Here is a 26,828-nt window from a genome sequence, read left to right as displayed (position 1 = left end):
CCCCAAAAATACTATGTAAAAGCCATTATTTAAGTTTTTCGATATAAAAACCCTTTAAAATTAATATAAAAAGATTTGGAAATGTACTTTTATAAACCAACTATAATACACACAAATTTAAGCAAAAAAATCAGTTAAAATTGCCCAGATTTTCACATTAAATCTAACACCCTATTATATTTATTATCATGAAATAAATTTCTATAAAAAACTAAATGGATTTATATAACTTTATATAACTTTTGCCTAATAAATTAGAAAAAAATTGAATAGATCAATTGGAATTAATGTGATTATAATGATTATTCTCTGTGAGCCAATTTGCATAGGTTTTGAACATGTGGAATTCAATTCAACATTTATAAAGATAGTTGAAATGTGTTTGAACGATAAAATTACATTTTTTGGAGAGGTTACACACATAACATATGTTAAAAATATTTTAGAACAAAATGAACATAACAATTATAATAAAAACATCATTTACGAATCTGTCGAAATTCCAGAGAGATTAAAATCAAGGATGGGGCGATTCCCAAAGGAATACAGATTGATAAGAGATTTATTAAATTATGCTTCTTCAAACCACGTCAAATATGTTATTTTCACATCAATTACCAGTTCTGCTTTAGCTGCAATAAAAATTTTATTAAGGAAATTTAAAGATATTAAAGTTCTCGTAATCCCCCACAGTGAGCTGGATTTAATCACTCAAATTCCATTATCACGAGACTTGTTCTTTTGGTTTCGATGGTGGCTTAAGTACTTTAACCACCCTAATTTAAAATATCTGCTTCTCGGGGAGAGCTTAAGGGATGAATTGATTAAAGAACTTCCTGAATTGGCTGATATCTCAGAGTATATTGATTTTCCTTTAGTGTTTAAGAATTATGATGTAAGTAATTTGGATTATAGTCAATTAAAATTTGGTTTTTTGGGGGTGGGGTCAATGAGGAAGGGATTTGAAGATTTTCTTAAACTTTCTAACGATATTAAAACCAAATTTAAAGAAAAAGATATTTCATTTGTATTGGTGGGACATGTTATTGATGAAAGTCTTCAAGTAGATGATAATTTAATAGAAATAATATCCGAATCACCTTTGGAGGAAGATGAGTATTACCTCCGAATTAATGAAATGGATTACATTTTGTTTCTTCATAAACCAGAATATTATCGTTTCACAGCTAGTGGAGTTTTCACTGATGCAATTTCATGTATAAAACCAGTTATAGCCATAGAAAATCCCTTTTTAAAATATTACTTTGATTTAATGGGGGATATTGGTTATTTATGCAGTAGTACTCAAGAAATCAGAGAGGTAATAGAGGAAATAATAATCAATCCTGATCCTGAAAGATATGCACAACAACAGCTTAATATTCTCCAGAAAAGAGAAAAATTTAGTGTTGAAAAAATATCGGATAAATTCAAGACCATTTTAGACAATTTTTAATTAAAATGAATAATTTGCTATTTTATGAATAGATAATAGAGGTTATGAAATATGAAGAAAGCAATATTCTATTTTTCCAGTATAAACTATAATTTTCTCAGACAGAGACCACAACAATTGTTTCATAATCTACGAAGAGTTAGCCAGGATAATGGAAAAGATTACGAAATATTTTATGTTGATCCACCTCAATTAAAACTCAAATCAGAAGGTAGTGTTTCAACAAACCATAAAGACCAAAAAAATGTAATAATGCCAATTCCGGGGCATATATCAGTATTAGGACGTTTAGGTAGTTTAATTCGTCCTTTAATCAGTTACTTAATAAATAGAAGGTTAAATGTTTATAATTTTGATGTTAAAATTGCCATATTGGCTTCTCCAATATGGGAGCCCTACGTAAGTGAAGAAGATTTTGATATGATATGTTATGATTACATGGATTCCTTGGAGTTGTACGGGTTCAATGAACGTCACTCTAGATTGGTAGAAAAAAGTGATATCATATTCACTACTGCTCATCAACTAAAAAAAGAAATATTCAACATGTTCAAAAAAGATGCGGTTTTGGTATCAAATGGGGTGGATCCCGAATTTTTCAGAGAAAAATCCAATTACAATATTGATTTTAATAAAAAAAATAAAGTAGTGGGTTATGTTGGAGCAGTTTATGATTGGATTGACTTAGGTATGATTTACCATGCAGCAAGATCTCTTAATGATGTAGATTTTGTTTTCATAGGACCACTGACTTCTATAAATCAAAAAAAAGCTGAAGATCCAAATAAACCGATTAATGTTTACTTTTTAGGGCAAAAAAATTATGAAATGGTTCCGGGTTATGTCAACATGTTTGACGTAGCTATTATTCCTTTTCAAAGTGGTGATGTTGCTTTAAGTACAGATCCCATAAAAGTATATGAATATTTTGCTTTGGGAAAACCAGTAGTAGCTACTGCAGTCAAGGAATTGGAGAGATTTAACGATGGAAAAGTTTTAAAAATGGCAGATGATTCAGAAGAATTTATTAATTCACTAAAATTTTTCTTAGAAAATGATAACATTACTTGGCAAGAAGCTAGAAAAGATATATCTGAGGAAAACTCGTGGATGGAAAAATCACGTGAGATATTGAAACATATTGATAATTATTTACATAATAAAAAAATCTAATCTTAAATAAATTATTTTACAAATCAAACATCTATGGATATTATGAAAATATGTTTTTTATTAATCTCAGAGGGATGGGGTGGCGCTGAAACTGTGGTGCATGATTTAATTGTGCAACTCCAAAAAAATGATGTGGAAGTATATCTAATCCTCAATGAAGAGATATCTAATTACTTCAATGATATTAATGTTGAAAAACTCAATCTGGGCAGTGTTTTTCACACACCATCTCTTTTTAAAATGATTTTAAAACCAGAAAATCCTCAGATAACTAACAAACAATATCCAGTTCCTTTAATCAATTTCTTTTTAATGAGAATCCTTTTAAAAAGGATCAGGAGTAAATTATTGCGATTCCTCCATGATAATGATGTAATACTTCTACATTCACATTTAGAGTATGCTGACATTCTGGGGCACACTCTTAAGAATGAGAAAAGCGATAAATTTAAGTGGATCACTTCTTTACATGGACATTGGTTTTCCTTATTGCAGCAAGACTTTTCTATTCCCTTTTTAGGTGATCGATATTCCATTAATTTCCTTAAAAATGCATTTGAAACAGCTGATGCTGTTTTATTCCCCAGTTCGTACCTTCAAAAGGAATTTCACGAAATTATAAAAATACCCAATCATGATAGTGTGGTAATACCGAATGGTATTGATATTGATGAAATAAATTTTAAAACATTAAAAAATTCAAGATCTGACTATAAATTTCACATATTTTTTCCAGGCGGGCCTAAACTTACTAAAGGGGGGGATATTCTCATTAAATCTTTAAATTTAATTAAGGATAAAGTTCCATTTGAACTATCAATAGCATTAGATGTACCTCAAGACCATATAATAAGACAGTTAATTAAGCAATATGATTTGGAGTCTAATGTGAATTTCATGGGTTTTTTAAATAAAAAAGAATATTATAATGTTCTGAATTCATCTGATGTCATGGCATTACCTTCAAGAGTAGAATCATTTGGATTAGCTTATTTAGAGGCAATGGCATTAGGAATTCCGGTAATTGGAACGAAAACCACTGGGGCTGCAGAAATTATATCCAACTATCGAAATGGCATACTAGTGGATCCAACTCCTGAAGACGTAGCTGATGCCATTTTAACATTGTATGGGGATGATGATTTAAGAAAGAAAATATCCTCCAATAATGTGGATGATGTAAGGAAATTTGATTGGGGGCAAATTGTTAAAGTTTATATTAAATTATACAATAGGATACTAAATAGTTTAAATGATTAAGCCTCTGATAATTTGTTTTTTACAGAATAAACTGTAGAAAATATAATTCACTTCAAATACATGAAATAGATAATCGATGGACTATAATCAAACCATTTTTAGAATTTTGATCATTTAAATTAAGATAAACAACAATTTAATTTAGATTTTAATAAATAAGGTTATAAAAATGAAGGAAATTTTATTCATTCACCAAGGCCCTCATCCAGTGCATGGTGGCTTCGCTTCTACTATTACCTCTAATTGGAAAAGATACGGAGATCATTACTCTGAAATATTTAAAAATCTTTTAAAATCGCTATTTGATGATGATTCTCCAGATGTGATTTTTTGTGAAGGTGGACTAGGATTACCCTACGCAGTTCTCAAAAAGATGCGAAATCATAATATCAATATCGTATTGCTCAGTGCAGACACTCTTTTTTATGACCTCCCTCAAATGAATTTTTTGTTACGAAAAATTGTTGAATTTCTGTTGTCATATGTCGATGGCATAATTGCAATTTCAGATCTAAATAGTAAGCTGGCACAGAATCATCTACCTGATATACCAATTTACACAGTATATCCATATGGAAATAATAATAGTTTTGAAACTAATTCGAATTTAGATTCTAATAAATTACTTTTCATTGGAAATAAAGAATTCTGCAAACGATTTGATCTTTTAGTGGATGCCGTCAAGCTTCTAAATTTGAAAGAAAAAAAGTTTGAATTGTATCTTATCGGGTCATGTGTTGAAGAAGTAAAAGAAGATTTTGAATGGCTTCATAAAGAAGGAGTTAAGAGAGATTTAAAGCCATACTTTGCAGATTGTTCACTTTATGTTCACCCTGCAGATTTTGATTCTTGCCCGGTAACTGTATTTGAAGCAATGTCAGCAGGAATGATTCCATTAATTACTGAAAATGTAGGTGAAGCAATGATTTTGCAGCAAAACGGACTTGAAAAATTAATCCTTAAGAGTAATGATCCTCCAAAATTGGCTGCAGATATTTTAAAAATCTACAAAAAAGATAAACAGTGGAAAGATAGAATTTCCCGATGTTGTAAGAAAATAAGTGAAGAATTTAATGAAAAATCACAAAATGCTGCTTTTTTCAGGGCTTTCAACAGATTATTGGAAGAATTGGTTGAGAAATAGTATTTTTTTTGATCAACGTGCCCATTTATCACAGCCAAATGGTGGCTATTCCATTTTGGTATATTTTGCTTTTACCATAGAAGAAATATGAATATTTATCAACTGATGTCTGTAATTCATATGTTTCAAAAAATTTATTCTCATTTAAATTATAAAAACCGAGATATAAGTAGCCATCAACAGTGTGATTATTGAAGTTAATACCTTTAATGGATGATTTTTTCACACCTCCCATGAGTAATCGTGAATAACTGATTGCATCTCCATTAATTGAACTATTATCATATCCATAATTTTTAATCCATTTAGCTGCGGAAACTTCTCCATTATAAATAAATAGTTCTCCTCGAACAACGCCTTTATCATTGTATTCTACACTGAATGGTTCACCTAAAAAATTATATTGAAGATGAGTGTTTACTGCGAAAACTGACAATAACATGATTAAAACTATAAAAGGAGTAATTTGGGGTTTTTTTACAATTTTTCCAAGTTGTAAACAGCCAAATATAAATAATGGTCCTGTGAAAATTAAAAGCTGGAAGAAAAGGCGGTCTGGACCGTAATAAAATGAAATATAGGGTAGTATAATGAATCCGGCTAATAAAGCAACAGAAAGAAGTGATCCTAATAAATATTGGTCACCCAACTTTTTCATGTAATGTTTATGTTTCCATAGTATTCTAAGTAACCCTAGTCCAATTGTTAGGAATATTAGGTCATTTATGATTATTGCAATAAGGTTGGGAAGTGATTTCACTCCTATTCCAATCATGTTTAGTATAGTACTTTCTCTTGCTACCAAAGAAGTCCCTGTTGCTGCAACAGTAGCCCCTACAGTAGCCCCAATAACTTCTGAACCTGCTTGAAACTGGACATTTGCATAAAATATGAACCAAACAGCAACGAAGAGGATGTATAAAACTATAACATCTAAGTTGGTGCTGATAATTTTTCTTTCTTTTAGCAATCCCTTAAAGAAAGGTATGAGTAATAAAGGTACAAGAATAACTAGAGCCACATAAGAAGTTGTGTAATGTGACATTACCATGGAAAATACTAAAATTAAAAATAAGGCTTTTAATGGAATTGACTTTGAGAAATCTTTTTGATAGAGCACTAATATGGATAGGAAGAAGAATAGAATAGCCACTTCTTGTCTTATGCATCCTGTGAGATTGATAAAAAATGCCTGAAAAACCAGAAGCAAAGATGCTAAAAATGCATTACGATTTTTTAAAAAATTCTCTAATACTTTGTATAAAACTACTGGAAGTATGGAACCAATTATAGCGAAAAACAATTTGAATACATATTCTGGATTCATGTCTGACAATACTTGATAAATGGTCGGCAGTATGTTGATGCTCAGACAGGCGTTATAGGGGTTGTAAAATTGATTGATGTCCCAGTAATGACTGTTTAAGGTCAATTGGAAAGTGTAATATTCTATATGAACATCACGACCTAAAACAAAATTAGATGTTAAACTATGCATCAATAATAAACTCATCCCTATTAGCCAGAGAGCAAGAGGGTAGTTAATAGGATGAATTTTTTCGTTAAAGTAAGTTATTATGATTATATGTATCGGTATCAAGAACAATAAGATCATTAGAATTATATTGTTTTGAAATAAATTCATGGAATATGTGCCAATAACAGCCAACAATGGAAACAGAATCGGTAAAATTAGGGGTGATATTAATTTACCTTTCAAATCCAGATTAAAGTTAAAAATTTTTTTATTACAAAAATTGTCAGGTTTGAATTTGTAGGCAACAGCTACTAATCCAATCATTATTCCATTGAGAGTAATCAGAACTGGTTTTAAAGATAAAGGATATTCAATTGACGGATATAAAGCGTTAAGAATCAAACCAGTGGATATGAGTAATGCAATGCTTATCCCAACCCATAGTAGAGTTTTTTTCACAAATTCTAATTCAGGTTTTAAAACCTGAATTATTATCAAACCGGGAATAATTGTGAAAAAAAGGAAAGATAAGGCCTCTCTGAGATAACTAATATCTAAGATTATAGTAATATCTGTTAATATTAGTGTAATAATAATTAACAGCAAGTATCTGCCTTTTATTGAATTAATTAGCCTTAGATTCATAATTATCATCTATATTATTATACAGGATTTAATTTTCCCATTCGACAATGTTTTATACCTAATCTCGTCAAATTAAATATTGCTTAAATAGTATTAAAGCTTTTATTATCATTATTTTTTCTTGATTTTGAATTATTGGAAGTATCTTACTTATAAAATATAATGATAACATTAATTATTAGTTATAGAACAATTCTTACTAAATTATCTCACTATAAATATTGACCATGGTTTCTGCTACTTTTTTCCAAGTATACTTTTCCCCAACCATCTTTCGCCCGTTTTCACCCATTGTTAATTGAAGTTTTTGATTATTTAGAATTTTTATAATTCCTTGGGCAAGGGATTCAACATCTTTAGGTTTCACTACTGTTCCAGATTCACTTTTTTTTAAATCATCAGCTATCCCAACAATATTGGTGGTTACAACAGGTGTTTTACAAGCTAAAGCTTCCAGAGCAACTATTCCAAAGCCTTCTTGTACTGGAGAAATCGAGGGAAGTACGAAAATATTAGCTTGACTATAATAATCAGAGAGTTTATCATCAGGTATGAAACCAACAAATTCCACATTTTCCTCCAATCCCAATTTGGTTGCTAATTCTCCATATGATTTTAAAAGAACTCCTTTACCTCCTACAATTAGTTTAACAGATTTTATTTCATTTTTAACAATTTTCAAGGCATTTAAAAGGTAATCCAAACCTTTATATTTATGATATTCATCAAGAACACTTAAGAAGAACAAAGTGTTTTTTTCTTTCGCTTTTGATGGTTGAAACTTATTTATATTAACTCCGTTGGGAACAACCAAAATTTTTTCATGGTAAGGCTTGAGATATGGGGATGATTCAAAGTAGCTTGCTTGGGTAATTATAATCCTGTCAGCTTTTTTGAGAACTCTTTGCAGTCCAGTAGCGTTATATAATTTTGCTATATGGTTTGCAAATCCTTTTCCAGTTACGTCATTGTGATACGTTAAGACCAATGGTTTTTTATTTTTTGAAGATATGTAAGCACTTAGATCAGCACTCCATGGTGTTGGGATATGTGTGTGGATAATATCAAAATCTTCACGCGATAAAGCTCGAAGAAGTCCGGGTGTTAGGTTTGTATTGGCTATTTTACCAATTGAAAATAGTCTTTTAATATTTATTCCATTAACCGTTCCATATTCAGCTGAAACAGGCTCATTTGCACATAAAACATTAACCTCATGGCCCATTTGAACTAATTCTTGGGATAAGTAATAAACATAGTTTTCTACCCCACCAATATATGGGTAAAATCTAACTGGAGTCTGAAGTATTTTCATAATCTCCCTCATAAAAATATTTAATTTATTGAATTATTATTGTATTATTGTGAGATTCTAATTTTTGGTCTTCTATAAGGAGTTATAATAATAATTTTCAAGAACTGGGATTATATTATCCCAATCATATTTTTTAGCAAAAGCGATGCAATTATCGCTCATGCTCTTTTTTTCATGCAAGGCTAGGGTAATTTTCTTGGCAAGATCTTCAACTGTTGAATTTGCTATGAAACCATTCATTCCCTCGTTTACTAGATCAACAGCTGCATTCATAGAACTCTGAACTATAACTACAGGTAACCCACAAGCATTTGATTCAATGACTATTATACCAAAGCCTTCTCTTTCGGATGGTAATACAAATACTTCTGATGATTTTAGATGTGAAATAAGATCGGGATGGTTTTCAAGAAATCCTCTGAATGTAATATTATTTGATAATTCGAGTTCATCAGCGAGTTTTTTTATTTTTTGTTCTTCTGGCCCTTCGCCAAAAATTATGGCTTTAATGTTGGTCACATCCTTTTTTACAAAGGCTAGTGCTCTAATTAACAAATCTACTCGTTTTTCTTTAATCAATCTACCGGCGAATACAACTTGGTGATGATTTTTATGTGGTTTAACTTCAATGATTTCCTTAAAATCAATACCATTGGGAATCACTTTAGCTTCAGAAGCATTTATTTGTTTTAGAAGATCTTGCTGTGTTTTTGAAGATACAGTAATAATTCGGTTAGTTAAACGAAAAATGAATTTCTCTACAAGCTTTCCGAAAAATCCTAAATACCCTAAATATTGGTACCAATAATCACCCCACACTTCATGAAAAGTAATTATTAATTTAGATTTTCCAAAAATAGAGTGGATTTTTGCTGTGATACAGGAGAAAAATGGAAATCCCTGACAATCAATGATATCAAATTTTTCTTTATTAAGTTGCGGCCAGAGTTTCACAGCGAAAAGAATGGCTTCTTTAATAGATCGTTTATTTCCATTGTATAAAGAGTGGGGTTGACCGACTCCATGCAAGTGAATACCTTCTAATATTATGTCTTTTTTGCCTTTTTCTGGCCACCACCATCCCCAGGAGTACCAATGGACTTCATGCCCATTTTTAACCAATCTTCTTGCAAGTTCGTATATTCTTTTTTCAGCCCCTCCCTTAACCCAGGGATAAACAGTGTCATAAATAAAAGCAATTTTCATTTAAACTCCACTTAATTACTCTCATCTACTTGATTCAACAATAACAAACTTAAAAACATTCCTGAGAAAATGGTTTGTATTCCTAAAATAGATAGAATCATGGCAATAACTGTACTCTGAACTTGATAAAGCGCTCCAAAACCACCCGTAGCCCAATTGTAAAGTACATTAAGTCCAATTAATACTCCAAAGACTAAAAAGAATACTCCAATAATGAGCTCTTTTTCAAGGGAGTGGTAATTCATTATTTTTTTTGATAGGCTTGTTTTACGATAAATTCCGTAAGAGGCTCCAAATGCTCCAAAATAAAGCCATGAAAGAAGCATTTGGTATCCAATTAGTAAGAGCAATCCTCCCAAAATTAATGAATGCATGCGAGAAATGCCTTGGAACAAGGCTACTCCTGTTAGAAGTATACCTAACATTAGCACTATAATACCAGGTATGAACAGAAATGGTCCTGGACGATACATCATCATAAAACGCAGATGTCTCCATCCGTCTGAAAATGAACTAAGTTTCGATTCACCTTCTCTAGGGTAATAGGTAATAGGAACTTCGGATATTCTTAAATTTTTTCGGGATGCTTCTATGACCATTTCTGAAGCAAATTCCATTCCAGGTGTTTTTAAATCCATTTTATTCCATGCTTCCTTAGTCATGGCACGCATTCCACAATGAGCATCAGATATTCCTGTATGAAAGAGGGCGTTTAAAACCCATGTCAGAAAAGGATTTCCAATGTATCTATGAAGGGCAGGCATGGCGCCTTTTTTTATGTTACCTTTTAATCTGGAACCCATAACAAATTCTGCATTTTCTTTTAAAATGGGTTGAATAAATTCTAATATTTCGTCAAAGGGATATGTTCCATCGGCATCTCCCATTACTATTATATCTCCAGATGCTTCACGGAAACCTCGAAGATAAGCATTTCCATATCCTCGATTTTTTTCACAAACAACCTTTGCACCGGCTTCCATGGCTTCTTGAGAAGTGTTATCTTCGGATGCGTTATCAACAACTATAATTTCGGTTTCAAACCCCGCATCACTTAATTTTTTTAAAGGCACAGATTCAACAGTTTTTCCAACTATTCCTTCTTCGTTTAGAGCGGGGATAACTACAGATAATTTCATAGAATCACTTAAATAATTATTAAACATGAGTTTTTATGATTTTTTATTTTTATACTGATGATGGTTTATTTATTTATATTGGTTCTAGTTCAAAGTTATATGGTATCCGGCAATATTTGTTTTAAATTCTTTTTGATTTTCAATTTTAATACTGCAATGAAAATTTTTTATTCTCTATTAGAAATCGAATATATCTCTTGAATTATTTAAAATCTACTTCACAAACAATAAAATCTTGGTTTTCATATACAACCCTTGAGAAATCGGGTTTGATCTCATTGATATTTGTGGCAATATCCTGAGTGAAATAATATAGTGGGTAAAATTCTGAGTCAATAATACGCATTGAAAGATAGTTTTCAGGAGGTATAATAATCAATCTCTTATCATAAATTATGTATCCAATATTTTCATCTCTGAAGGCAGTAAGTGGGCTGTTATTAACAAATTTTCCTTGAATAGGAACTTTTTCATTAGTTGAATAATACTCAAACCCAAAGTGAAGAGGGATATTTGTCTTTGTTACTAAGAATGTGCCAGTAAACTGGTTTGATATGACAAATGAACGGCTTTTATTCCCGTTTTCATTTAACCAGTTGGCCAAATCAACTTCTGAATTCGATGGTGGGGCAATTTGAACTGTATTTATTTCATTTTTAACTCCAAAAATGGCAATTTTAGGGCTTGCAACTGTTAAAAATCCATTTAGTAAGGATAAACCAATTATCAAAACTAAAAAGCATGTTTGAATTTTTTTTGAAGATAAAATCTCTTTATCTTTTATTTTCAGATAAACAAAATAAAATCCAGATCCACCTAATATACTTAGAGGTATTAAAATGTATATCAGCACTCGGTATGAAATAACATTGATTCCGAATAAGTATGCATAGCTTAGGATGAGCATGGAAATTGTCCATAATAATATGACCAGATCTTTCTTTTGATGATTTTTCAATGAGTTAATTAAGCCAATGATTGCAAATATCAGCACTAAAATTCCTAGATTACCCAAATAACTGAAAATACCCAGGGGTCGGTTATTGATAGATGTGCTCAAACCTGTTACGCTAAAAATTCCATGTTGAATAATGTTTTGCAGGATTTCAGGTGCCCAGATTTGGATGAAGATGATAATTGTAATTAATAAAGATACAAGTGGTATGAAAAAGGAAGTTATACTTTTCCAAACACCTAAATTTCGATAAACTACTAGTTCCATAATTGTCACACTGACAATCACTAAAAAAAGGCATAAAGTGGCAGCTTGATGAGTCAAAACTACTGCTATGAAAAGCAATCCACTGTAAAAAGCAAACTTAATTTTGCTGTTTATTAAAGATTTATAATATAAATAAACAGCCAATGGTAGGAATATTAATGCTAAATTCTCAGGAAGGGGTAAAATTATCCTACTCACCAGATAACTTGATAACATTAGGAAACCCGCACCACATCCTGCAATTGGTCCATAAAATTTGTAACCTACATATGAAACTGATAAAACTACTAACATGGCCAGAATTGGTTGTAAGAACCGAGATATCTGGAAATAATCAATCCCAAGCCCTGACCCCAATACAGCAATCAAAAAGTGAAACAGAGGAGGATAACCTATTTTCTTACCAACTGGAAATTGTAGGAGAGGATCAGTCAGAGTGAATCCATAATTAGTGTATACTTGGGCGTATTGTATGTGATAAATAATATCCCAACCCAGTGGCCACTGATATTTCAGGGTGGGAATTAGGGCAATAAAGAGCGCAGCCAATGCAGGTAATGCGATTAAGAATTTTTTATCTTTTAAATTGATTAAATTCATAATAAGACCTTTATTTCCTTTATGTTTAGATCATCTGAAAAATTATTTAAATTCTGATAGATTTTTGATGGGATTAGGGGATTAAAAATCATCAGGTACTTCCCCTATAAAACAGGAGATAGAATATCACCATTATTATAATAGCCACCAATGAAACTGTAAGAACCGTGTTTCTGTCGTTTCCAAATATGATGGGTATTGGCCCAATCAGGATAATGCCACCTGTTTTAACCTCATTATGGCCTTCGTTTTTGCCTGATGATAGAACAGCTGAGCCTATGAAGATAAGTAATATGCCAAGTATTACAGCAGCAATTCCAATAAAAATTAGGCTTTCTCCTTTAATCATTTTTTATCACTAAATTATTCCAATAATAGTAAATTAAATCCTAAATCTAAATTCATTTATTAAAAATTCGGTCCAGAACATGGTACTAAATACATCTCAGTTTAATTTTTTTGAACGAGATGATATTCATCAATTTCGTTATGTTTACGTTTTTTAATGAGTTTTAATGAAAGCATTAATTCTAAACACTTTTCCAAATCATGTTCGGAATCTTTTATATCTGATTCAAGTTCATTATAATAATTTCCTTGAGTATCCTTTTGTATTTGATCAAGTATTTCAGTTATTCCCATCCAATTTTCTTTCTTAGACAAAATATTGTATATAATTAAAGAGTTTTTAAGCTTGCTTTCAAGATTTTTTTCTAATTTTAATTCTTCAATATTTCCTTTTATATCATAGGCAAAGGATTTGACACTTGAAATTTCACTTTGGGGCACAATTAAAATTACCCTCATCTCTTCTGAAAGAAAATAACTCCCACGAGATATATGAAGACGATCTTCCTGCACTAGTAAACCACCTACATCTTCAATGTATTCTGCCAGGAGTTCAAATTTGTATACCCCACCACTGAAGAGCAATATATTGTACATATCAAAAACCCTATAATCCATCTCCATGATATTATAAATAAAATTATCTCTTTGTTTTGACATTCCATCAAAATTACATGAATTTATTAAACGGATTAATTGGAAATAAAGAGGAAATTATGGAAGAATCAGCTTAGGTAAAAAGATATAAGTAAAAAAATAAAAAAAGGAAAAGTAAATAAAAAGCGTATGAAAAGTAGTGCCAATCGTTTTATTGATTTATGAATATATTTTGAGTCTTATTTATTCCAATTCCAGTGTTTTTTCCAAATTCTTCTATAATTATTGTCCAGTGGGGATTTTTTTCATCATAATTGTACTTCAATTTATTACAGATTTCATCTATTATTTGATAAATCAATTGCTCTTTAGATTTTATGTATCTTTTATTTCGAATTTCACATTTTACAGTAAAAGATTCATTATTTTTTATTTTAATGGATGCTAAATTCAAAACATCTCTAATAATATTCTCTTTAAGCGAAGGCACAACTAAATCAAGGGGTATTACTTTCTTTATAGCAATTGTAGGTGTCTTTTTGAATTCCTCAATAGCTAAAATAGGGTTGGAATATAAATCAACAGTAACAACATCGTAAAATTCTGATTCCTTAATATAAAAATAAGCTTCTGTATTATTTAAAACTTTTTCAATTTCTTCCATTCCTTTAATTTCGGGTAATAATGAATCAATTGAATCATTTCCTGGGTTTTCACTTTCTTTAAATTCAATTAACAAATCACACGCTTTATTTTTTTCTGCAACATTTTTTTCATAGTTTTTCATGATAATTCCTCCTATTTTTATTTAGATAAGTATTAATAGTACCAATATATTAATAAGTTTATGGGTTTAACTATTACTAAAGATGATAAGGCATCCTTGAACATTGATTTTGTGTTCTCGATTTTGTTCCTCTTGGCAATCTTGGGTGGGGTGTTCTCCATTGCTAATGAAAGGTTTGAAACAGTGCATCATACTTCCCAATTATCAGAAGCACGTTTAATATCAGAAAAGATAGCCCAAGCTATTGAAGAATCATATTCAGGAGGGGAAGGCCATGAAATAACCATAAAAATGCCTTCTCAAATTGATGGATCATATTACGAAGTGGAAACTAACCAATCAGGTGTTTTAGTCAAAATCAAAGGTAAGTGTGGTTATTCATTTTCTTATTTTAAAATAATCTCTAATTACGAGATGAATCAATATAAGGTTATACTGCTGCCTAGCAGAACTTACAAGATTCGAAATGTAAAAAATAACCAGACTGGTCACAGAGTGATCCTTTATCAATCCTTATAAAAAAATTTCAGCGGTTATTTGAAACTTCATAATATAATCCATTGTATCCCTAATCAGAAAAAGAAGAAAAAGAAGTCTTGTTAAATTCCTATGAGTTGGTAACATGTGCAGTTTTCAAAATGATTTCAAGGGACAGCTTCCTATTGAATTCCTAATGATATTGGGGTTTAGTATTATGATTTTATTTCCATTAGCCATCAATATTAAGGATTCAAGTGAATTGAATCAAGCTATGAGTTCTGCACGTGCAGGAGCATTAGAAGGATCTTTATCGGATGGATTTGCAATATACCCTGATAAAACTTTTGATGATTATGCTTTTGAACACCAAAGGCTTTTAAATCCTTCCAGTGTAAAAATAATTAATATTGATTATATTAATCAGGGTTTTAACCCCACTTATCAAAAAACAAAGATACAGCTTCGGATACATGCTTCTTCATCATCGGTTAAAGATAAAACAGATCGAAACTGTTTAGGAGATAGGATTAATTATTATGTTAGGAAAAAAATTTGTGAGACATTTAGAACAGAAAATTTAACCAATTCAGTTTTTAACCCGGCTTTTTCATCTAAATATGTATTCACAACAGCTGATGTTTATTGGGATTGAGTATGTGGTTGAATATTGGAAAAACTACTCTAAGAGATCATAAGAATATTTAAATATTATATCTTTGCTTAGCTCTTTTTTATCTTCATAAATCTATAAGAAATATTTAAATTATTTGAAAAACAATTTAATAATTGTATTGTGAAAAGGGGGAGGCATTTAACTTGTCTGACCAGTTAGAATTCATCGATGCTATATTACATATTACATCCATATCCTTAGGAATTCTACTTATTTATTACTCTATAATCCTATTAAAACAATTAGACAGCGAAGATTTTGTTTCATCTATGATCTTTTTACATGAAAAGCAAATAAAGAAAATATTTTTGATAATAGCAGTGGGCGCACTTTTCTTCTGGCTTGGACAAACCTATTATTCTCTTTTTCCCGATCCTAGTGTGTTTATTTTAAAATTAACAGCCATATTCTATGCTATTTCTCTTTTGTATTTTGTATATGGATTACAAACTGTTCTTAAAAAAGGTGAGGAAAATGAATATATATAATGCTATTTTCAATATCCTCCTCTTTGGAATACTGTTCTTTTTCCCCTTAATGATATTTTTAAATCTCAGAAAGTATAAAACTGCAGCACTGGGTCGTTTATTTACAAATAAATCACAAACAATTAAGGTCTTCCAAATATTTGCAGTGGCTATGATACTGTATTCATGCGCGGTTTTCATTAATATCGTTGATGATTTTTATGATATTCCAGTATTAAACAATTTATACATCATTATAAGTGTAATACTGACCTTTTTATTGATTTATGTTTTCTATAAATTATACTGGATGGTGAAATTATAAGCGAAAATTCTAAAAAGAAGCTAAGATATAATAGATATTGTTGATTATTTCATTGATTATTAAGGGATCAATGGTTAATATTATGTAAAATAAATAAAAAATACGGGGGAAATAAATGGCCAAAACTAAAAAAGAAGAGCTGGATGACATATTAACAACACTGATGCAGGTAGGTCAGATAAAAGCATGTGGCATAGTTTCTAAAGAGGGACTTTTAATTAACTCCAGAACTCCTCCGGATGTTGATGCTCGTATTTTTTCAGCTTTGTGTTCAACAATCATGGGAGCGGCTGAAGCAGCATCTGGCCAGATGACCACGGGTTCAGTTAGCCAAATTTCTGTAAAGACTGAAAAAGGGACCATAGTGCTAATTCCCGCAGGTCCCAAAGCTATTTTAACCGTACTAACTGAACCTGAAGCTCAGTTGGGACTTATATTCTTTGAAATGGAATCAATTGCTGAACAGGTCAACCAGATCATGGGTGGTATGTGATTATGAAGAGAACTCACATTCCTAAACTTGACGATTTTTTAGGTGGAGGAATACCAGAAGGTTCATCTGTCCTTTTCTATGCTGATCCTGGTGTCGAGTGTGAGGCTTTTGGTTATCAAACTCTTTATAGTCGGCTGGAAGAAGGAGATCATGGTTTCATATTTACCAATGTGACTGAACCCAGTTCCATAATATATGAATTCGAAAAATTTGGATGGGATCTTGAAAGAAATTTGGAAAACAACCATGCCTTTTTTGTGGATGGTAGTTCATACTTCATAGGCGCCCCAGTAACAGGCAAATATGGGATAGAAGATTATTCACAAATAGAAGAAGTTGTAATTCAAGCAATCACTGATGTTCCCAGTGGTGTGGGTGTAATTAACAATCTTTCAACTCTCATAGATTATTTAGAGGAAGGAGAAACAATACGTATAATTAAAAATTGGAATAAGGTTGCTAAAGAGAATGAAACCATATTGTTATACATATTTACTGAGTGGGATTATGAAAATGATTTAATCATGCAAATAAAAGAATCTATGGACTGTTTGGTTAACCTTAACACCATTGAAGAAAGAGTAATCATTGGTCAGGGGTTTATGGTTACCGGTGCAAGTTGGACCACTCCCTCCAGCAACATGGTTTTATTTAATATATTACGTCCAGGTGGAGTTAAGATATTCATCCCAAAAATACTGGTAACCGGACCTTTCAACGCTGGAAAATCCACTTTTGTTAAAAAAATAGCACCTGAATCTGTTTCTGTGGATAGAATGGCTCTAGGTCAGGTTCCCACTACTATAGCCATGGATATAGGTCATGTTGAATACAAAGGATTTATTGCTGATGTTTTTGGAACTCCAGGACAGGAACGATTTGACCTCATATTGGATGTTTTGTCTAAAGAAGCTGTAGGTGCATTTATAATGGTGGATTCCACTGAACCTAAAACATTTGCCCGAGCAAAGGAAATGATGAAAAGGTGCAAGGCAGAAGCTATACCCAAGGTTATTGTGGCCAACAAACAAGATCTTCCAGATGCATTATCACCAGAAGAAATCAGAAAAGTCATGAACATAGACCACAGCATACCCATCATTCCGGTAAGCCTGCACCAAGATGAGGGAATCGAAGATGCACTGGATGCTCTTTTGGAACTACTTTACAGGTGAACTCAATGATAGTTCGCATTGCTTCGGGTATTTCTGGATTTGATAATTTAACCTCTTCTGATGACGGCCTGGGATTGGGTTTGGGAGGTATTCCTGAAAACACAGCCACACTAATATACGGTCCGCAAGGTGTTGGTAAGTCCATTTTTTGTTATGAATTCGCCTACCATGGGCTGACTCAGGATGAGCCCTGTCTCTTTTTAACTACGGATCATGACATGTCTGAAATTTATCAAAACATGGCTGATATGGGATTTGTTCTGGATGATTATATGGAAAAGGGGATGTTGTATGTGGTTGATGCGGCTTCCAGTGATTTAGATGTGGAAGAATCCGATAGATATCAACTTTCATCCGTTCGAAACCCAACTGACATCCTGGTTAAAGTCACCAGAGGGGCGCGTTCCATCTCCCAAAGCAGCCTTCGTTCAAGGGGGTTGATAGATTCCCTGACCACGATTCTAGAGTCTAATAATGAACTTTTAATTGTCCGTGTTTTAAAAACATACATTTTAAGGATGAAAGAATCGGGTAGTACTGTATTAATCACCTATACCGAAGGATCTGCAGATTCAAAGACAGAAATCATGATTAAGTCCATGGTTGATAACATTGTAAAACTTGATGGAGAAAAAATAACCATTGAAGCAATGAAAGGCATGGGAAAAAAAGATGCTTCCTATGAACTCACCAGTGATGGTTTAAATATCTTAATTAATGGTTCATAAGATTCTTGAGGATTATATTAGATAATATTTTCCTTATAGAACTAGGACTTAGATCCATATTGAATTATATCCATTATTATATTCATATTGAATGGAAAACTCACATTAAAAAAACCGTATTGTATAGGGTAAACAGAGGAAACATTATAAAGTGATATAATGAATGATGTTGAATCAGGCATACCAGGATTAGATGAGTTGTTAAGGTCTTCAAGAGACTACGATCTTGGAGGTTTCCCTCGTAACTCCAGTACATTAATCTATGGCCCACCTAAAGTGGGTAAATCAATTTTTTGTTATCAATTTGCATATCATGGGCTGAGCATTGAGGAGCCCTGCCTGTACATCACTGCTGATGAGGGAATGAAACAATTACAACAAAGTATGATGGATTTCGGATGGTTTCTGCAAAGTCCGATGGAAAAAGAACTTTTGTATGTAATTGATTCAATATCATCACTTTCAGGATCTCCTGCTGAAAGCAGCAATACATATACTTTATCTAAAATCAATGACCCCACTGATCTGATGGTTAAAGTAGGTTTAGGCACTCGTTTTGTTTACAAAAAATCCAACAACTTCCGTTCAGTTTTTGATTCACTTACCACTCCTTTTGCTTTTAACCCTGAACCAATGGTCATCAGGTTTTTAAAAACATACATCCGCAGACTATATGAAGCAGGTTCTACAGTCTTAATATCCTATACTGAAGGAGTAACAGATGAAAACACTGAAAAAATACTTAAATCAATTGTAGATAATGTTATTATGCTTGACGGGAGTTATTTAACTTTCAGATCTTCAGATGGTTTACTGGGAACAGCAGAGTATCATATAACAGACCATGGACTGGTTTTAGAGAAGGGGGAAATACTGTGAATGAAAAACTTGACCTGGAAGGTCTCTATTATTTACTCATGAGTAGCTGGATTTATGGTATTGAAAAAACTAGAGAAGAGCTTTTAGGTGATAATATAGCATATACCCGGCGTCTAGGTTGGAATGCCACTGAATATATTATGAGTCATTTAGAAAGTACATGTGGGATTGATTTAGATATTGAAAATAAAAGTCTTAAAGAAGTGATGGAATCTATTATAAAATGTTTAGAAGCAGTAGGATTTATTAAAGAAGGTACGGTGACTGTTGAAGAAGAAAACGATTATGTGGCTATATCTATGACTGCATGCAGGGCTGAAGCATGCAAAGAACTGGTTAAAAGGGGGGTGATCCCCCATGTTTGTTTACGTTCCATTGTACTGGCTAATTTTTTAGAAAATCTAACCAATAAACAATACAGTTATCATATAGATGCCGATCCCGAGGGACAGCCTGGAGGAAAATGTACCAGCTATCTGGGTGATATAAGTTGAATGCAAATTTTTTAAAGTCAATGCTCATTACAGAAGTTTTTGATTCTAATGATTCTCAAAATTCAATCAAGGAGTTATTGGAACAACTCTGGGAATACCAGGAAGCTGAAGCAAATCTTCTGGTGGAAATTGCTACCCTCCATTATGAAAATGAAGACACTGAAGATGCAATTGCCTTTCTAGAAAAAGCAGCAGACATATATCATGAATTAGAATTTACAGAACAAGAAGCTGTTATACTGGATTTAATAGGTGATGTTTATAATAATATGGATGATGTTGAAAATGCACTAGATTATTACAAGCAATCCTTCAGATTAACTTCTAAAATAGACACACCTCTTAAGGAGGAGGTTTTAAATAAAATTAAATCTATAGAAGGCGCAAATAAAACAGGAAAAACTGATGAATCTTACAGGGAGAAAATATTAGATTTTGCACCTTCTTCTTTGGATAGTGAATCACAGTTACTAGCAGGTAGTGAAATTTCTACTGAAGATGAAACAATAGCTTATGAAGAAATAGGGAAAAAATTGGATGATATTATTGGACTTCTTGAAGAGTCTGCAGTTTATGGTACCTACCAGAAATTTGACAATCCCATGGGTCATGTAAAGGAAGCTTATGAAATGGCCAGCAGTATTGGTGATGAAAAGGGAGAAGCAGCATTACTTTTAATAATGGGCGACATATCCCTTAAAAACGAGAAAACTAAGAAATCCCTAGAATTTTTCACTAGATCCTTGAATCTATTCCGTAAAATCGGGGATGAAAAAGGTGAAGCAATATCCAGGCTGATGATAGGGACGGCTCATTTTTTATTAGGTGAAACTGATGAGGGTTCTGTTTATCTTCGCCAGTCCATGGAGATTATCAAATATTTAAAGGACAGAGATATGGAAAAAGCCGCCCTGGCACTTTTAAAATCTATTTACGGCTGATAAATTTTTCAAAAATTTTTTAAAGGTAAATTTAGTTTGAATTGTCTAAATATCCATATATGAAATAAATTTTTGTATCAATTTTTGTTTTTCAATTAGAGTGAATTATATTACTGTGTTTAGTTGGTGGTTTTTTACCTATACCTGCTTTGTTGTATGGATACAAAAAAATTATTTTTTCAGGGCTTGAATCAATCTAACAGTTTTAATAACTCTTTATATTTTATCAAATTATCAGAACATACTCGCTTTGAGAACATATGCCAGGATTATTCCCACTGCACCGAAGAATAGTCCTATTAACCATACAATGATAACCACATTTTTTTCCTGCATTGGTGTTTTGAGGATCCAGCGAATCAATGAATTGAAGCCACTTTCAGGGGCCACTAATTTCCCGTCTTCCCCTACCTGGGTTGGTTGGTGTTTCTGTCTTTCCATTACTCCGGCACTGTATAATTTTAATATCATATCAATAATATTGGGTATAAGGACAATTAAGGCTATGATTTTTACCCTGCCTAGAAATGCCACCACTACAATTGTTGCACCAATTATTAATGTCCCCACATCACCTGGGAAAACATTGGAGGGGTGCCGGTTGTAGTATAAGAAAGCCAGAAGTGCACCCAGCATACACATACTTATAACTGCCACATCATACTTGCCCATAATAATACATGAGATACTGAGGGAGGTCATGGCAATAACACCGAGACCTGATTCAATACCATTCAAACCAGCCAGCATATTGGTTAGATTGGCTGCAATGGAAACAGCAATAGGCATGGATAAAATATATATCAACCCTACATTAGGGGGTGCAATCCAGATTAAAGGTAGTCCTGCTAGCCAAAGTAGAATTAACTTCTCCTTTGAGGACAGCATAACCAGATCATCCACCATTCCCACTACCCCCACGAGTAGAATCACCAGTAGGGTGATAATGAGTTGAAACTGAAGGTCCGGATAGAAGTAGATTCCCAGGAATATGCCTATGATAAAACCGAAGAGAATACCAATACCACCCATTTCTGCTACCAGCGGTTTTGAGGGTTTATGAATATCTCTTCCAACTATTTCAGCATCTTCAAGCTTTTTAATAAGTCTGGGCATGCTAAAAAAAGTTACCAGAAATGCAACCAATGCACAAATTGAAGAGTTTAAAATCAAGTTCTGATATTGAAATAGATAATTAGGATCCATAAGGGGTCACCGTTTTAATAGGGAATAAACTGTTCTGATGGGGATTTCCAAACGAAATGCAATCTCCCTAGCAGAAATTCCATCTTTGTAAAGTTTTTTAACTAATTGGACTTTTTGAGGAGGATATTTAATTTTTCTACCTCTTTTTAGGGGGGAATCTTTGAGGTAATATACAGTTTTAAGGGGTATATTCAGAGTTTCAGAAATTTCCTGGGGTGTTTGCCCTGACTTTATCAAGCGTCGAATTTCTTCAATTTTTTTATCATCATATTTTTTTGGCCGCCCTTTTTTTTGTATGGGTACAACATCGACTCCTAGTTCATCTAGTGCCTTCAGATATTTGGGTGAGATTCGTGAATATAAACTGGGGGGGCAGGTTATTTTTTTAAGATCAGGATTCTTTTCCAGTATTTCCATAATCTTTCTGAATGATAATGGTTCATTCACATATATTTCATCTTTCAAGAAATTAACCTCATGGGTATCATGTGATATTTCTGATTTATTTACTCTCATTTATTATTGAAATTAAGCATTAAATTCCATCTGGGTATAAATTTTCCATTTTTAGAGAAATTCACCATCATTTCCTTTAAAGAAATTAATCTAATTTTTTTTTTAAAAAATCCTATAATTTTTTATCTTTTCATCATTTCCATGAATCTTTGGGCTCTGGTGGAAACTGGTTTTTGAAGGGTTTCCAGGTTATCTTTCTCCTTCAAAACATCTTTAACATCTACTGAGAATAACTCTGCAGTTTTCTCTACTGGTATTTTAGTTTCTTTTGATAGGAAAGCAGCTCCCAGGGCTGCTCCCATTGGCAGGTGCAAACCTTTCATTTTCTTTTCAACAGCAAATTTACCAGATAACACTTTTCCCATATTAGGCACGTATTCAATTTTTTCGGTGAGATAATCTTTCATGATCTGAATTACTTCTATATTAAAGTCTTGAAATGCTTTGATCTGATTTGAATCAAGACTAGGGCGAAGATAAGGGAAAGGACCGGAATACTTATTTCTCCGGTCATAGGATGTGGTTAAATAATAATGGAATAGGTCCCAGAGCAAATAAATACGGGGAAATTCCTGGAATAAACTTTTTTCAATTTTTTCTTTCTCTTCAAGGTCCTCTTTCAGCTGCCAGTCAAGATCTCCCTTATCATCTAATAGTCCGCTTTCATCAAGTTGTCTGGTTAATAATAATTCCCTAACATTTTCTGCTTCATCTAGATCCTGGTACAGATTTGCCTTTTTTTCAGCTTCTTCCACTGAATTCTGGTAATGTTGAACTTTAGCCATGTTATAAAGGCTTTTCCCGAGTAAATCGGGTAAAAATTTGAGTATCTGTGTTTCGGCATGTTTAACATAACCCAGTGAAAGTGCTGTTTGAGTATGCTTGTCATTTATAATAGAAGGTTTCTTCCGGTGAAATTGCATCATCTCGATTCGAGCATTGGAACCATACTGACTGCGAATCTCCTTTTCATAGTTCATCTCATCATCTGCATCAATGGTAACCCGTTTCCGGACCCAGCGACCATCTTCTAAAACCTTGATTAGTAGGGAGACGGTTTTAACTATTCCCCTTTTTTCCTGTTTCATAACACGAACCATGCTACGAAAAGTTTCCCGGCTTCTAGGACTGAGCTGGGATAATTTAACCATATAATCTCCTGAAAGTGGTAAAAATGGTATTATTTCCAAGCGGTAAACACCATCATCATTCACCTGCAACTTCAGAGTTCCCTGCCCACATTCACACTTCTTTTTGGTAAGAAGTGAAATCTCATGACCTTTGTATTTGCGCTGGCAGGAAATGCATTCAATGGTGGCAAATTCTTCCAAGTGTCCAATTGCAATGCGATGAGATGAAATAGCAGATTTAACTCTGTCCAGAATGTTTTTTTTTGCAGCAGCATTCATCCGGAAATATTGGGTGTGGCGGCTGATATCATACATATCCTCGGCCTTCATTTCACCAGCAACAGGCCTGCCATATTTATTGATAGAACGATAGGGAGCCGTATACCCCTTCAGCTCCATGTTCTCTCTCATATCTTGCAGTTTATCCATATTGGTTTTCAGGTAACTGTAAAGATTCAAAAACTTTTCTGGATCATCAATGCCAGCAATTGAAATTTGTTTTCGCTTGATCTGTTCCAGAAAACGTTCTGATTTTCCTATGAGTACAGATTCATTCATCTTATTCCTTCGCACCTGGTGTTTATTTCTTAAATTCAAGGTATTCTTAGGTTAAATTTAGGTTATCAGTTAGATGGGAGCGTGTTATTGGATGGGAAATATCCAATTTATTCTGTGTTTAAATCTTAGGATCTGACAAGTATCATTGCAAAATAAGCAAACCTCATTGTATCTTTTCACCAATATCCGCATCGGGAGCTGTGAGTAAAGAGAGGCTATCACCAGCTGCCAGCACCATTCCTTCTGATTTCACGCCAAATAGTTTGGCTGGCTTAAGATTCACCACTACGATAACTTTTTGATTCAGTATATCCTCTGGAGAGTATTTGGTAGCCAGACCTGCCACCACCTGTAACTTTTTACTCTTAACATCCACCATGAGTTTAAGTAACTTTTCTGAGCCTTTTACTTTCTCTGCCCCAATAACTTTTCCAACTCTCAAGTCCATTTTCATAAAATCTTCGATTGTTATAATTTCTGTCATGTTAGGTGCCTCTTCAAAATTCTTATACAGTTCATCCTTCTCTTTCTGGATGGTTTTATCTTCAATTTTAACAAACAAGGGTTTAGGTTTATTGATGGAACATCCTGCTTTTAGAAACTCTGCAGATTGGTCCCATTTTATATCATAACTGTCATCAATGTTTTCATTACCATTTAACTGAAGAATTTTTCTCATTTCTTCTGCTTTCTTAGGGAGGTAGGGGGTAATAATCACACTGATAACCTTTGCCAGTTGATTACAAATATAAATACAAGTTGCAGCTCTTTCAGGATTTTCCTTAACAGCCTTCCATGGTTCCTGGTCATTGAAGTACTTGTTTCCAAGTTTAGCTAATTTAATTATCTCTTTAAGACCTTCCCTAAAGTTAAAGTTTTCAATGTACTCTCCAACTCTTCCAGGAGTTGAATTTATTTCATTCTGGACTTCCAAGTCACTTTCATTTAGATTTCCAGGTTCTGGTATTTTTCCCCCAAAAAATCTGTGTGTAAAGGAGAATGTACGGTGCATGAAGTTTCCCAATACATCTGCCAGTTCATCATTAACCCTTCTCTGGAAATCATCCCAGGAGAAGTCAGTATCCCGGGTTAAGGGTGCATTTGCCACCAAGTAATATCTCAAAAGGTCTGAATCAAATTTTTCTGTGAAATCTGAGACCCAAATCACCCAGTTTTTACTGGTGGACATTTTCTTACCTTCAAGGGACAGATATTCTCCAGCTACTATGTTGTAGGGTAATTTGCAACCGTAAGCCATGAGAAGTGCTTGCCAGAATATGCTGTGGTGGTAGATTATATCTTTACCAATGAAATGCACGGCACGATCATCCCAGTAGGGCTCCCATGCTTCATTTTTTCTTCTGGCCCACTGTGCTGCGCTGGATATGTAACCTAGGAATGCTTCCCCCCATACATAGATTATCTTTCCATCAGCATCATCCAGGGGAACAGGGATACCCCAATCCATGTCTCTGGTGAGTATCCAATCCTTAAGCCCTTCATTAATCCATTGCAGGGCATAATTACGGACGTTGGGTGGTAATTCAGGATTATTTTTTATGCATTCTTTAAGCTGTTCCTGGAAACTGCTTAAACGGAAGTAGTATTGGTTTGATTCCCTCACTTCTGGGGTTGAATCACATATTAGACATTTAGGTTCAATCAGTTGCACTGGTTCCAGGTGGCGTCCGCAGGTTTCGCAATGGTCTCCACGGGCACCTTCACCATTACACTGGGGGCAAATTCCCTCCACATACCTATCCGGGAGGAAACGGTCACATTGAGGACAGTAAAGCTGTTCAATGGTTTTAGGATAAATGTAATCCTTCTTGTAAAGGTTTAAAAAGAAATTCTGCGAAATCTCATAATGCAAAGGGTCTGTGGTGCGGGAAAAGTTGTTAAAAGAGATGTCACAGGATTCCAGGTCTTTTTTTATCAGTTCATAGTTACGAGTAGCAATCTCCAGTGGAGGAACACCTTCTTTTTCTGCCTGAACAGCAATGGGGGTCCCATGTTCATCAGTGGCACATACAAATAGCACATTTTTATCCTTCATTCGATTGTAACGGGCATAGATATCAGCTGGTATGTAAGTAGAACGCAAGTGTCCAAGGTGGCAGGGACCATTGGCGTAGGGTAGGGCGCAGGTGATAAAAACTTTATTCAAATCTCCAGTCAATTTTACTCCTCCTTAAGAAATATTATTAACCCTTAACAAATATTATTAACATTATTAACATTATATTAGTTAGTTTGAAATTAAGATGTGTTAAGAAGCCTATTTCAATATTTAAAAAATTCATATAAAACCTATCTGTATTCAATAATGAAATCTAATTTCATTTAGGATTTGATGTAATATAAAATCTTATACTTACCTTTAAACAGGGATTA

The 26,828-nt window shown here is 33.2% G+C and carries 26 protein-coding genes; 14 read left to right on the top strand and 12 right to left on the bottom strand.

Going from position 1 to position 26,828, the window contains the following annotated elements:
* Positions 1-298: 298 nt before the first annotated feature.
* From HVN35_08550 to HVN35_08535, 4 genes are all read left to right on the top strand, one after another.
* Positions 299-1,456: a hypothetical protein gene (locus tag HVN35_08550; protein NYB52591.1), complete on the top strand. Its 1,158-nt coding sequence runs from the start codon at positions 299-301 to the stop codon at positions 1,454-1,456.
* 51 nt (positions 1,457-1,507) lie between these two features.
* Positions 1,508-2,629, top strand: a complete 1,122-nt coding sequence (locus tag HVN35_08545; GenBank protein NYB52590.1) for a glycosyltransferase — start codon at positions 1,508-1,510, stop codon at positions 2,627-2,629.
* 33 nt (positions 2,630-2,662) lie between these two features.
* The gene (locus tag HVN35_08540) at positions 2,663-3,889 is read left to right on the top strand and encodes a glycosyltransferase family 4 protein (GenBank protein ID NYB52589.1); all 1,227 of its coding nucleotides are present in this window, start codon (positions 2,663-2,665) and stop codon (positions 3,887-3,889) included.
* 169 nt (positions 3,890-4,058) lie between these two features.
* Positions 4,059-5,033 (top strand): glycosyltransferase, encoded by a 975-nt coding sequence (locus HVN35_08535; GenBank protein NYB52588.1) that lies wholly within the window; start codon positions 4,059-4,061, stop codon positions 5,031-5,033.
* Positions 5,034-5,061: 28 nt separating this feature from the next.
* Here the strand turns inward: HVN35_08535 and HVN35_08530 are convergent, their stop codons facing one another.
* The 8 genes from HVN35_08530 to HVN35_08495 form a co-directional block, all read right to left on the bottom strand.
* Positions 5,062-7,164, bottom strand: coding sequence for a DUF2206 domain-containing protein (locus HVN35_08530; GenBank protein ID NYB52587.1), 2,103 nt, complete (start codon positions 7,162-7,164; stop codon positions 5,062-5,064).
* A gap of 190 nt (positions 7,165-7,354) precedes the next feature.
* The gene (locus HVN35_08525; GenBank protein NYB52586.1) at positions 7,355-8,470 is read right to left on the bottom strand and encodes a glycosyltransferase family 4 protein; all 1,116 of its coding nucleotides are present in this window, start codon (positions 8,468-8,470) and stop codon (positions 7,355-7,357) included.
* 72 nt (positions 8,471-8,542) lie between these two features.
* Positions 8,543-9,676, bottom strand: coding sequence for a glycosyltransferase family 4 protein (locus HVN35_08520; protein ID NYB52585.1), 1,134 nt, complete (start codon positions 9,674-9,676; stop codon positions 8,543-8,545).
* A gap of 11 nt (positions 9,677-9,687) precedes the next feature.
* The gene (locus tag HVN35_08515) at positions 9,688-10,815 is read right to left on the bottom strand and encodes a glycosyltransferase family 2 protein (GenBank protein NYB52584.1); all 1,128 of its coding nucleotides are present in this window, start codon (positions 10,813-10,815) and stop codon (positions 9,688-9,690) included.
* 202 nt (positions 10,816-11,017) lie between these two features.
* Positions 11,018-12,637 carry a hypothetical protein gene (locus HVN35_08510; GenBank protein ID NYB52583.1) on the bottom strand — a complete coding sequence of 540 codons (1,620 nt, stop codon included), beginning with the start codon at positions 12,635-12,637 and terminating at the stop codon, positions 11,018-11,020.
* A 91-nt stretch (positions 12,638-12,728) separates the two neighbouring features.
* The gene (locus HVN35_08505) at positions 12,729-12,986 is read right to left on the bottom strand and encodes a TIGR00304 family protein (GenBank protein ID NYB52582.1); all 258 of its coding nucleotides are present in this window, start codon (positions 12,984-12,986) and stop codon (positions 12,729-12,731) included.
* 101 nt (positions 12,987-13,087) lie between these two features.
* Positions 13,088-13,582 carry a methyl CoM reductase subunit C gene (locus HVN35_08500; protein NYB52581.1) on the bottom strand — a complete coding sequence of 165 codons (495 nt, stop codon included), beginning with the start codon at positions 13,580-13,582 and terminating at the stop codon, positions 13,088-13,090.
* A gap of 211 nt (positions 13,583-13,793) precedes the next feature.
* Positions 13,794-14,372, bottom strand: a complete 579-nt coding sequence (locus HVN35_08495; protein ID NYB52580.1) for an RNA-binding protein — start codon at positions 14,370-14,372, stop codon at positions 13,794-13,796.
* Between the two features lie 57 nt (positions 14,373-14,429).
* On the opposite strand from HVN35_08495, the gene HVN35_08490 reads away from it, so the two are divergent.
* The 10 genes from HVN35_08490 (at position 14,430) to HVN35_08445 (ending at position 21,024) form a co-directional block, all read left to right on the top strand.
* The gene (locus tag HVN35_08490; protein ID NYB52579.1) at positions 14,430-14,888 is read left to right on the top strand and encodes a hypothetical protein; all 459 of its coding nucleotides are present in this window, start codon (positions 14,430-14,432) and stop codon (positions 14,886-14,888) included.
* A 103-nt stretch (positions 14,889-14,991) separates the two neighbouring features.
* A complete protein-coding gene (locus tag HVN35_08485; protein NYB52578.1) occupies positions 14,992-15,501 on the top strand; it encodes a hypothetical protein in 510 nt (169 codons plus the stop codon).
* A 164-nt stretch (positions 15,502-15,665) separates the two neighbouring features.
* Positions 15,666-16,010 (top strand): hypothetical protein, encoded by a 345-nt coding sequence (locus tag HVN35_08480; protein NYB52577.1) that lies wholly within the window; start codon positions 15,666-15,668, stop codon positions 16,008-16,010.
* The gene (locus HVN35_08475) at positions 15,997-16,314 is read left to right on the top strand and encodes a hypothetical protein (protein NYB52576.1); all 318 of its coding nucleotides are present in this window, start codon (positions 15,997-15,999) and stop codon (positions 16,312-16,314) included. The genes HVN35_08480 and HVN35_08475 overlap by 14 nt, the downstream gene beginning before the upstream one ends.
* A 115-nt stretch (positions 16,315-16,429) precedes the next feature.
* Positions 16,430-16,807: a roadblock/LC7 domain-containing protein gene (locus tag HVN35_08470; GenBank protein NYB52575.1), complete on the top strand. Its 378-nt coding sequence runs from the start codon at positions 16,430-16,432 to the stop codon at positions 16,805-16,807.
* A gap of 2 nt (positions 16,808-16,809) precedes the next feature.
* Complete coding sequence (locus HVN35_08465) at positions 16,810-17,982, top strand: GTP-binding protein (GenBank protein NYB52574.1); 1,173 nt, start codon at positions 16,810-16,812, stop codon at positions 17,980-17,982.
* 5 nt (positions 17,983-17,987) lie between these two features.
* A complete protein-coding gene (locus HVN35_08460) occupies positions 17,988-18,710 on the top strand; it encodes an ATPase (protein NYB52573.1) in 723 nt (240 codons plus the stop codon).
* A gap of 159 nt (positions 18,711-18,869) precedes the next feature.
* Positions 18,870-19,589 (top strand): recombinase RecA, encoded by a 720-nt coding sequence (locus HVN35_08455; protein ID NYB52572.1) that lies wholly within the window; start codon positions 18,870-18,872, stop codon positions 19,587-19,589.
* Positions 19,586-20,083, top strand: coding sequence for a hypothetical protein (locus HVN35_08450; protein ID NYB52571.1), 498 nt, complete (start codon positions 19,586-19,588; stop codon positions 20,081-20,083). The genes HVN35_08455 and HVN35_08450 overlap by 4 nt, the downstream gene beginning before the upstream one ends.
* Positions 20,084-20,103: 20 nt before the next feature.
* Positions 20,104-21,024 carry a tetratricopeptide repeat protein gene (locus HVN35_08445; protein ID NYB52570.1) on the top strand — a complete coding sequence of 307 codons (921 nt, stop codon included), beginning with the start codon at positions 20,104-20,106 and terminating at the stop codon, positions 21,022-21,024.
* 234 nt (positions 21,025-21,258) lie between these two features.
* On the opposite strand, the gene HVN35_08440 is transcribed toward HVN35_08445, so the two are convergent.
* The 4 genes from HVN35_08440 to metG all read right to left on the bottom strand — a co-directional run bounded on the left by HVN35_08440 (position 21,259) and on the right by metG (position 26,601).
* Positions 21,259-22,230, bottom strand: coding sequence for a multidrug transporter (locus HVN35_08440; protein ID NYB52569.1), 972 nt, complete (start codon positions 22,228-22,230; stop codon positions 21,259-21,261).
* A gap of 6 nt (positions 22,231-22,236) precedes the next feature.
* Positions 22,237-22,695, bottom strand: a complete 459-nt coding sequence (locus tag HVN35_08435) for a helix-turn-helix domain-containing protein (protein NYB52568.1) — start codon at positions 22,693-22,695, stop codon at positions 22,237-22,239.
* A gap of 173 nt (positions 22,696-22,868) precedes the next feature.
* Positions 22,869-24,434, bottom strand: coding sequence for a DUF530 domain-containing protein (locus HVN35_08430; GenBank protein ID NYB52567.1), 1,566 nt, complete (start codon positions 24,432-24,434; stop codon positions 22,869-22,871).
* A 163-nt stretch (positions 24,435-24,597) separates the two neighbouring features.
* The gene (metG, locus tag HVN35_08425) at positions 24,598-26,601 is read right to left on the bottom strand and encodes a methionine--tRNA ligase (GenBank protein ID NYB52566.1); all 2,004 of its coding nucleotides are present in this window, start codon (positions 26,599-26,601) and stop codon (positions 24,598-24,600) included.
* Positions 26,602-26,828: the final 227 nt, after the last annotated feature.

The sequence above is a fragment of the Methanobacteriaceae archaeon genome (assembly GCA_013403005.1).
Classification (GTDB): Archaea; Methanobacteriota; Methanobacteria; order Methanobacteriales; family Methanobacteriaceae; genus Methanobacterium.
The sequence above is the reverse complement of the archived record's forward strand: the minus strand, read 5'-3'. Positions and strand labels throughout refer to the sequence as shown.

Bases quoted from the DNA above. Each gene is read 5' to 3' on its own strand.
- HVN35_08550 (NYB52591.1), top strand. From the start codon at position 299: ATGATTATTCTCTGTGAGCCAATTTGCATAGGTTTTGAACATGTGGAA.
- HVN35_08545 (NYB52590.1), top strand. From the start codon at position 1,508: ATGAAGAAAGCAATATTCTATTTTTCCAGTATAAACTATAATTTTCTC.
- HVN35_08540 (NYB52589.1), top strand. From the start codon at position 2,663: ATGGATATTATGAAAATATGTTTTTTATTAATCTCAGAGGGATGGGGT.
- HVN35_08535 (NYB52588.1), top strand. From the start codon at position 4,059: ATGAAGGAAATTTTATTCATTCACCAAGGCCCTCATCCAGTGCATGGT.
- HVN35_08530 (NYB52587.1), bottom strand. From the start codon at position 7,164: ATGATAATTATGAATCTAAGGCTAATTAATTCAATAAAAGGCAGATAC.
- HVN35_08525 (NYB52586.1), bottom strand. From the start codon at position 8,470: ATGAAAATACTTCAGACTCCAGTTAGATTTTACCCATATATTGGTGGG.
- HVN35_08520 (NYB52585.1), bottom strand. From the start codon at position 9,676: ATGAAAATTGCTTTTATTTATGACACTGTTTATCCCTGGGTTAAGGGA.
- HVN35_08515 (NYB52584.1), bottom strand. From the start codon at position 10,815: ATGAAATTATCTGTAGTTATCCCCGCTCTAAACGAAGAAGGAATAGTT.
- HVN35_08510 (NYB52583.1), bottom strand. From the start codon at position 12,637: ATGAATTTAATCAATTTAAAAGATAAAAAATTCTTAATCGCATTACCT.
- HVN35_08505 (NYB52582.1), bottom strand. From the start codon at position 12,986: ATGATTAAAGGAGAAAGCCTAATTTTTATTGGAATTGCTGCTGTAATA.
- HVN35_08500 (NYB52581.1), bottom strand. From the start codon at position 13,582: ATGTACAATATATTGCTCTTCAGTGGTGGGGTATACAAATTTGAACTC.
- HVN35_08490 (NYB52579.1), top strand. From the start codon at position 14,430: ATGGGTTTAACTATTACTAAAGATGATAAGGCATCCTTGAACATTGAT.
- HVN35_08485 (NYB52578.1), top strand. From the start codon at position 14,992: ATGTGCAGTTTTCAAAATGATTTCAAGGGACAGCTTCCTATTGAATTC.
- HVN35_08475 (NYB52576.1), top strand. From the start codon at position 15,997: ATGAATATATATAATGCTATTTTCAATATCCTCCTCTTTGGAATACTG.
- HVN35_08470 (NYB52575.1), top strand. From the start codon at position 16,430: ATGGCCAAAACTAAAAAAGAAGAGCTGGATGACATATTAACAACACTG.
- HVN35_08465 (NYB52574.1), top strand. From the start codon at position 16,810: ATGAAGAGAACTCACATTCCTAAACTTGACGATTTTTTAGGTGGAGGA.
- HVN35_08460 (NYB52573.1), top strand. From the start codon at position 17,988: ATGATAGTTCGCATTGCTTCGGGTATTTCTGGATTTGATAATTTAACC.
- HVN35_08455 (NYB52572.1), top strand. From the start codon at position 18,870: ATGAATGATGTTGAATCAGGCATACCAGGATTAGATGAGTTGTTAAGG.
- HVN35_08445 (NYB52570.1), top strand. From the start codon at position 20,104: ATGCTCATTACAGAAGTTTTTGATTCTAATGATTCTCAAAATTCAATC.
- HVN35_08440 (NYB52569.1), bottom strand. From the start codon at position 22,230: ATGGATCCTAATTATCTATTTCAATATCAGAACTTGATTTTAAACTCT.
- HVN35_08430 (NYB52567.1), bottom strand. From the start codon at position 24,434: ATGAATGAATCTGTACTCATAGGAAAATCAGAACGTTTTCTGGAACAG.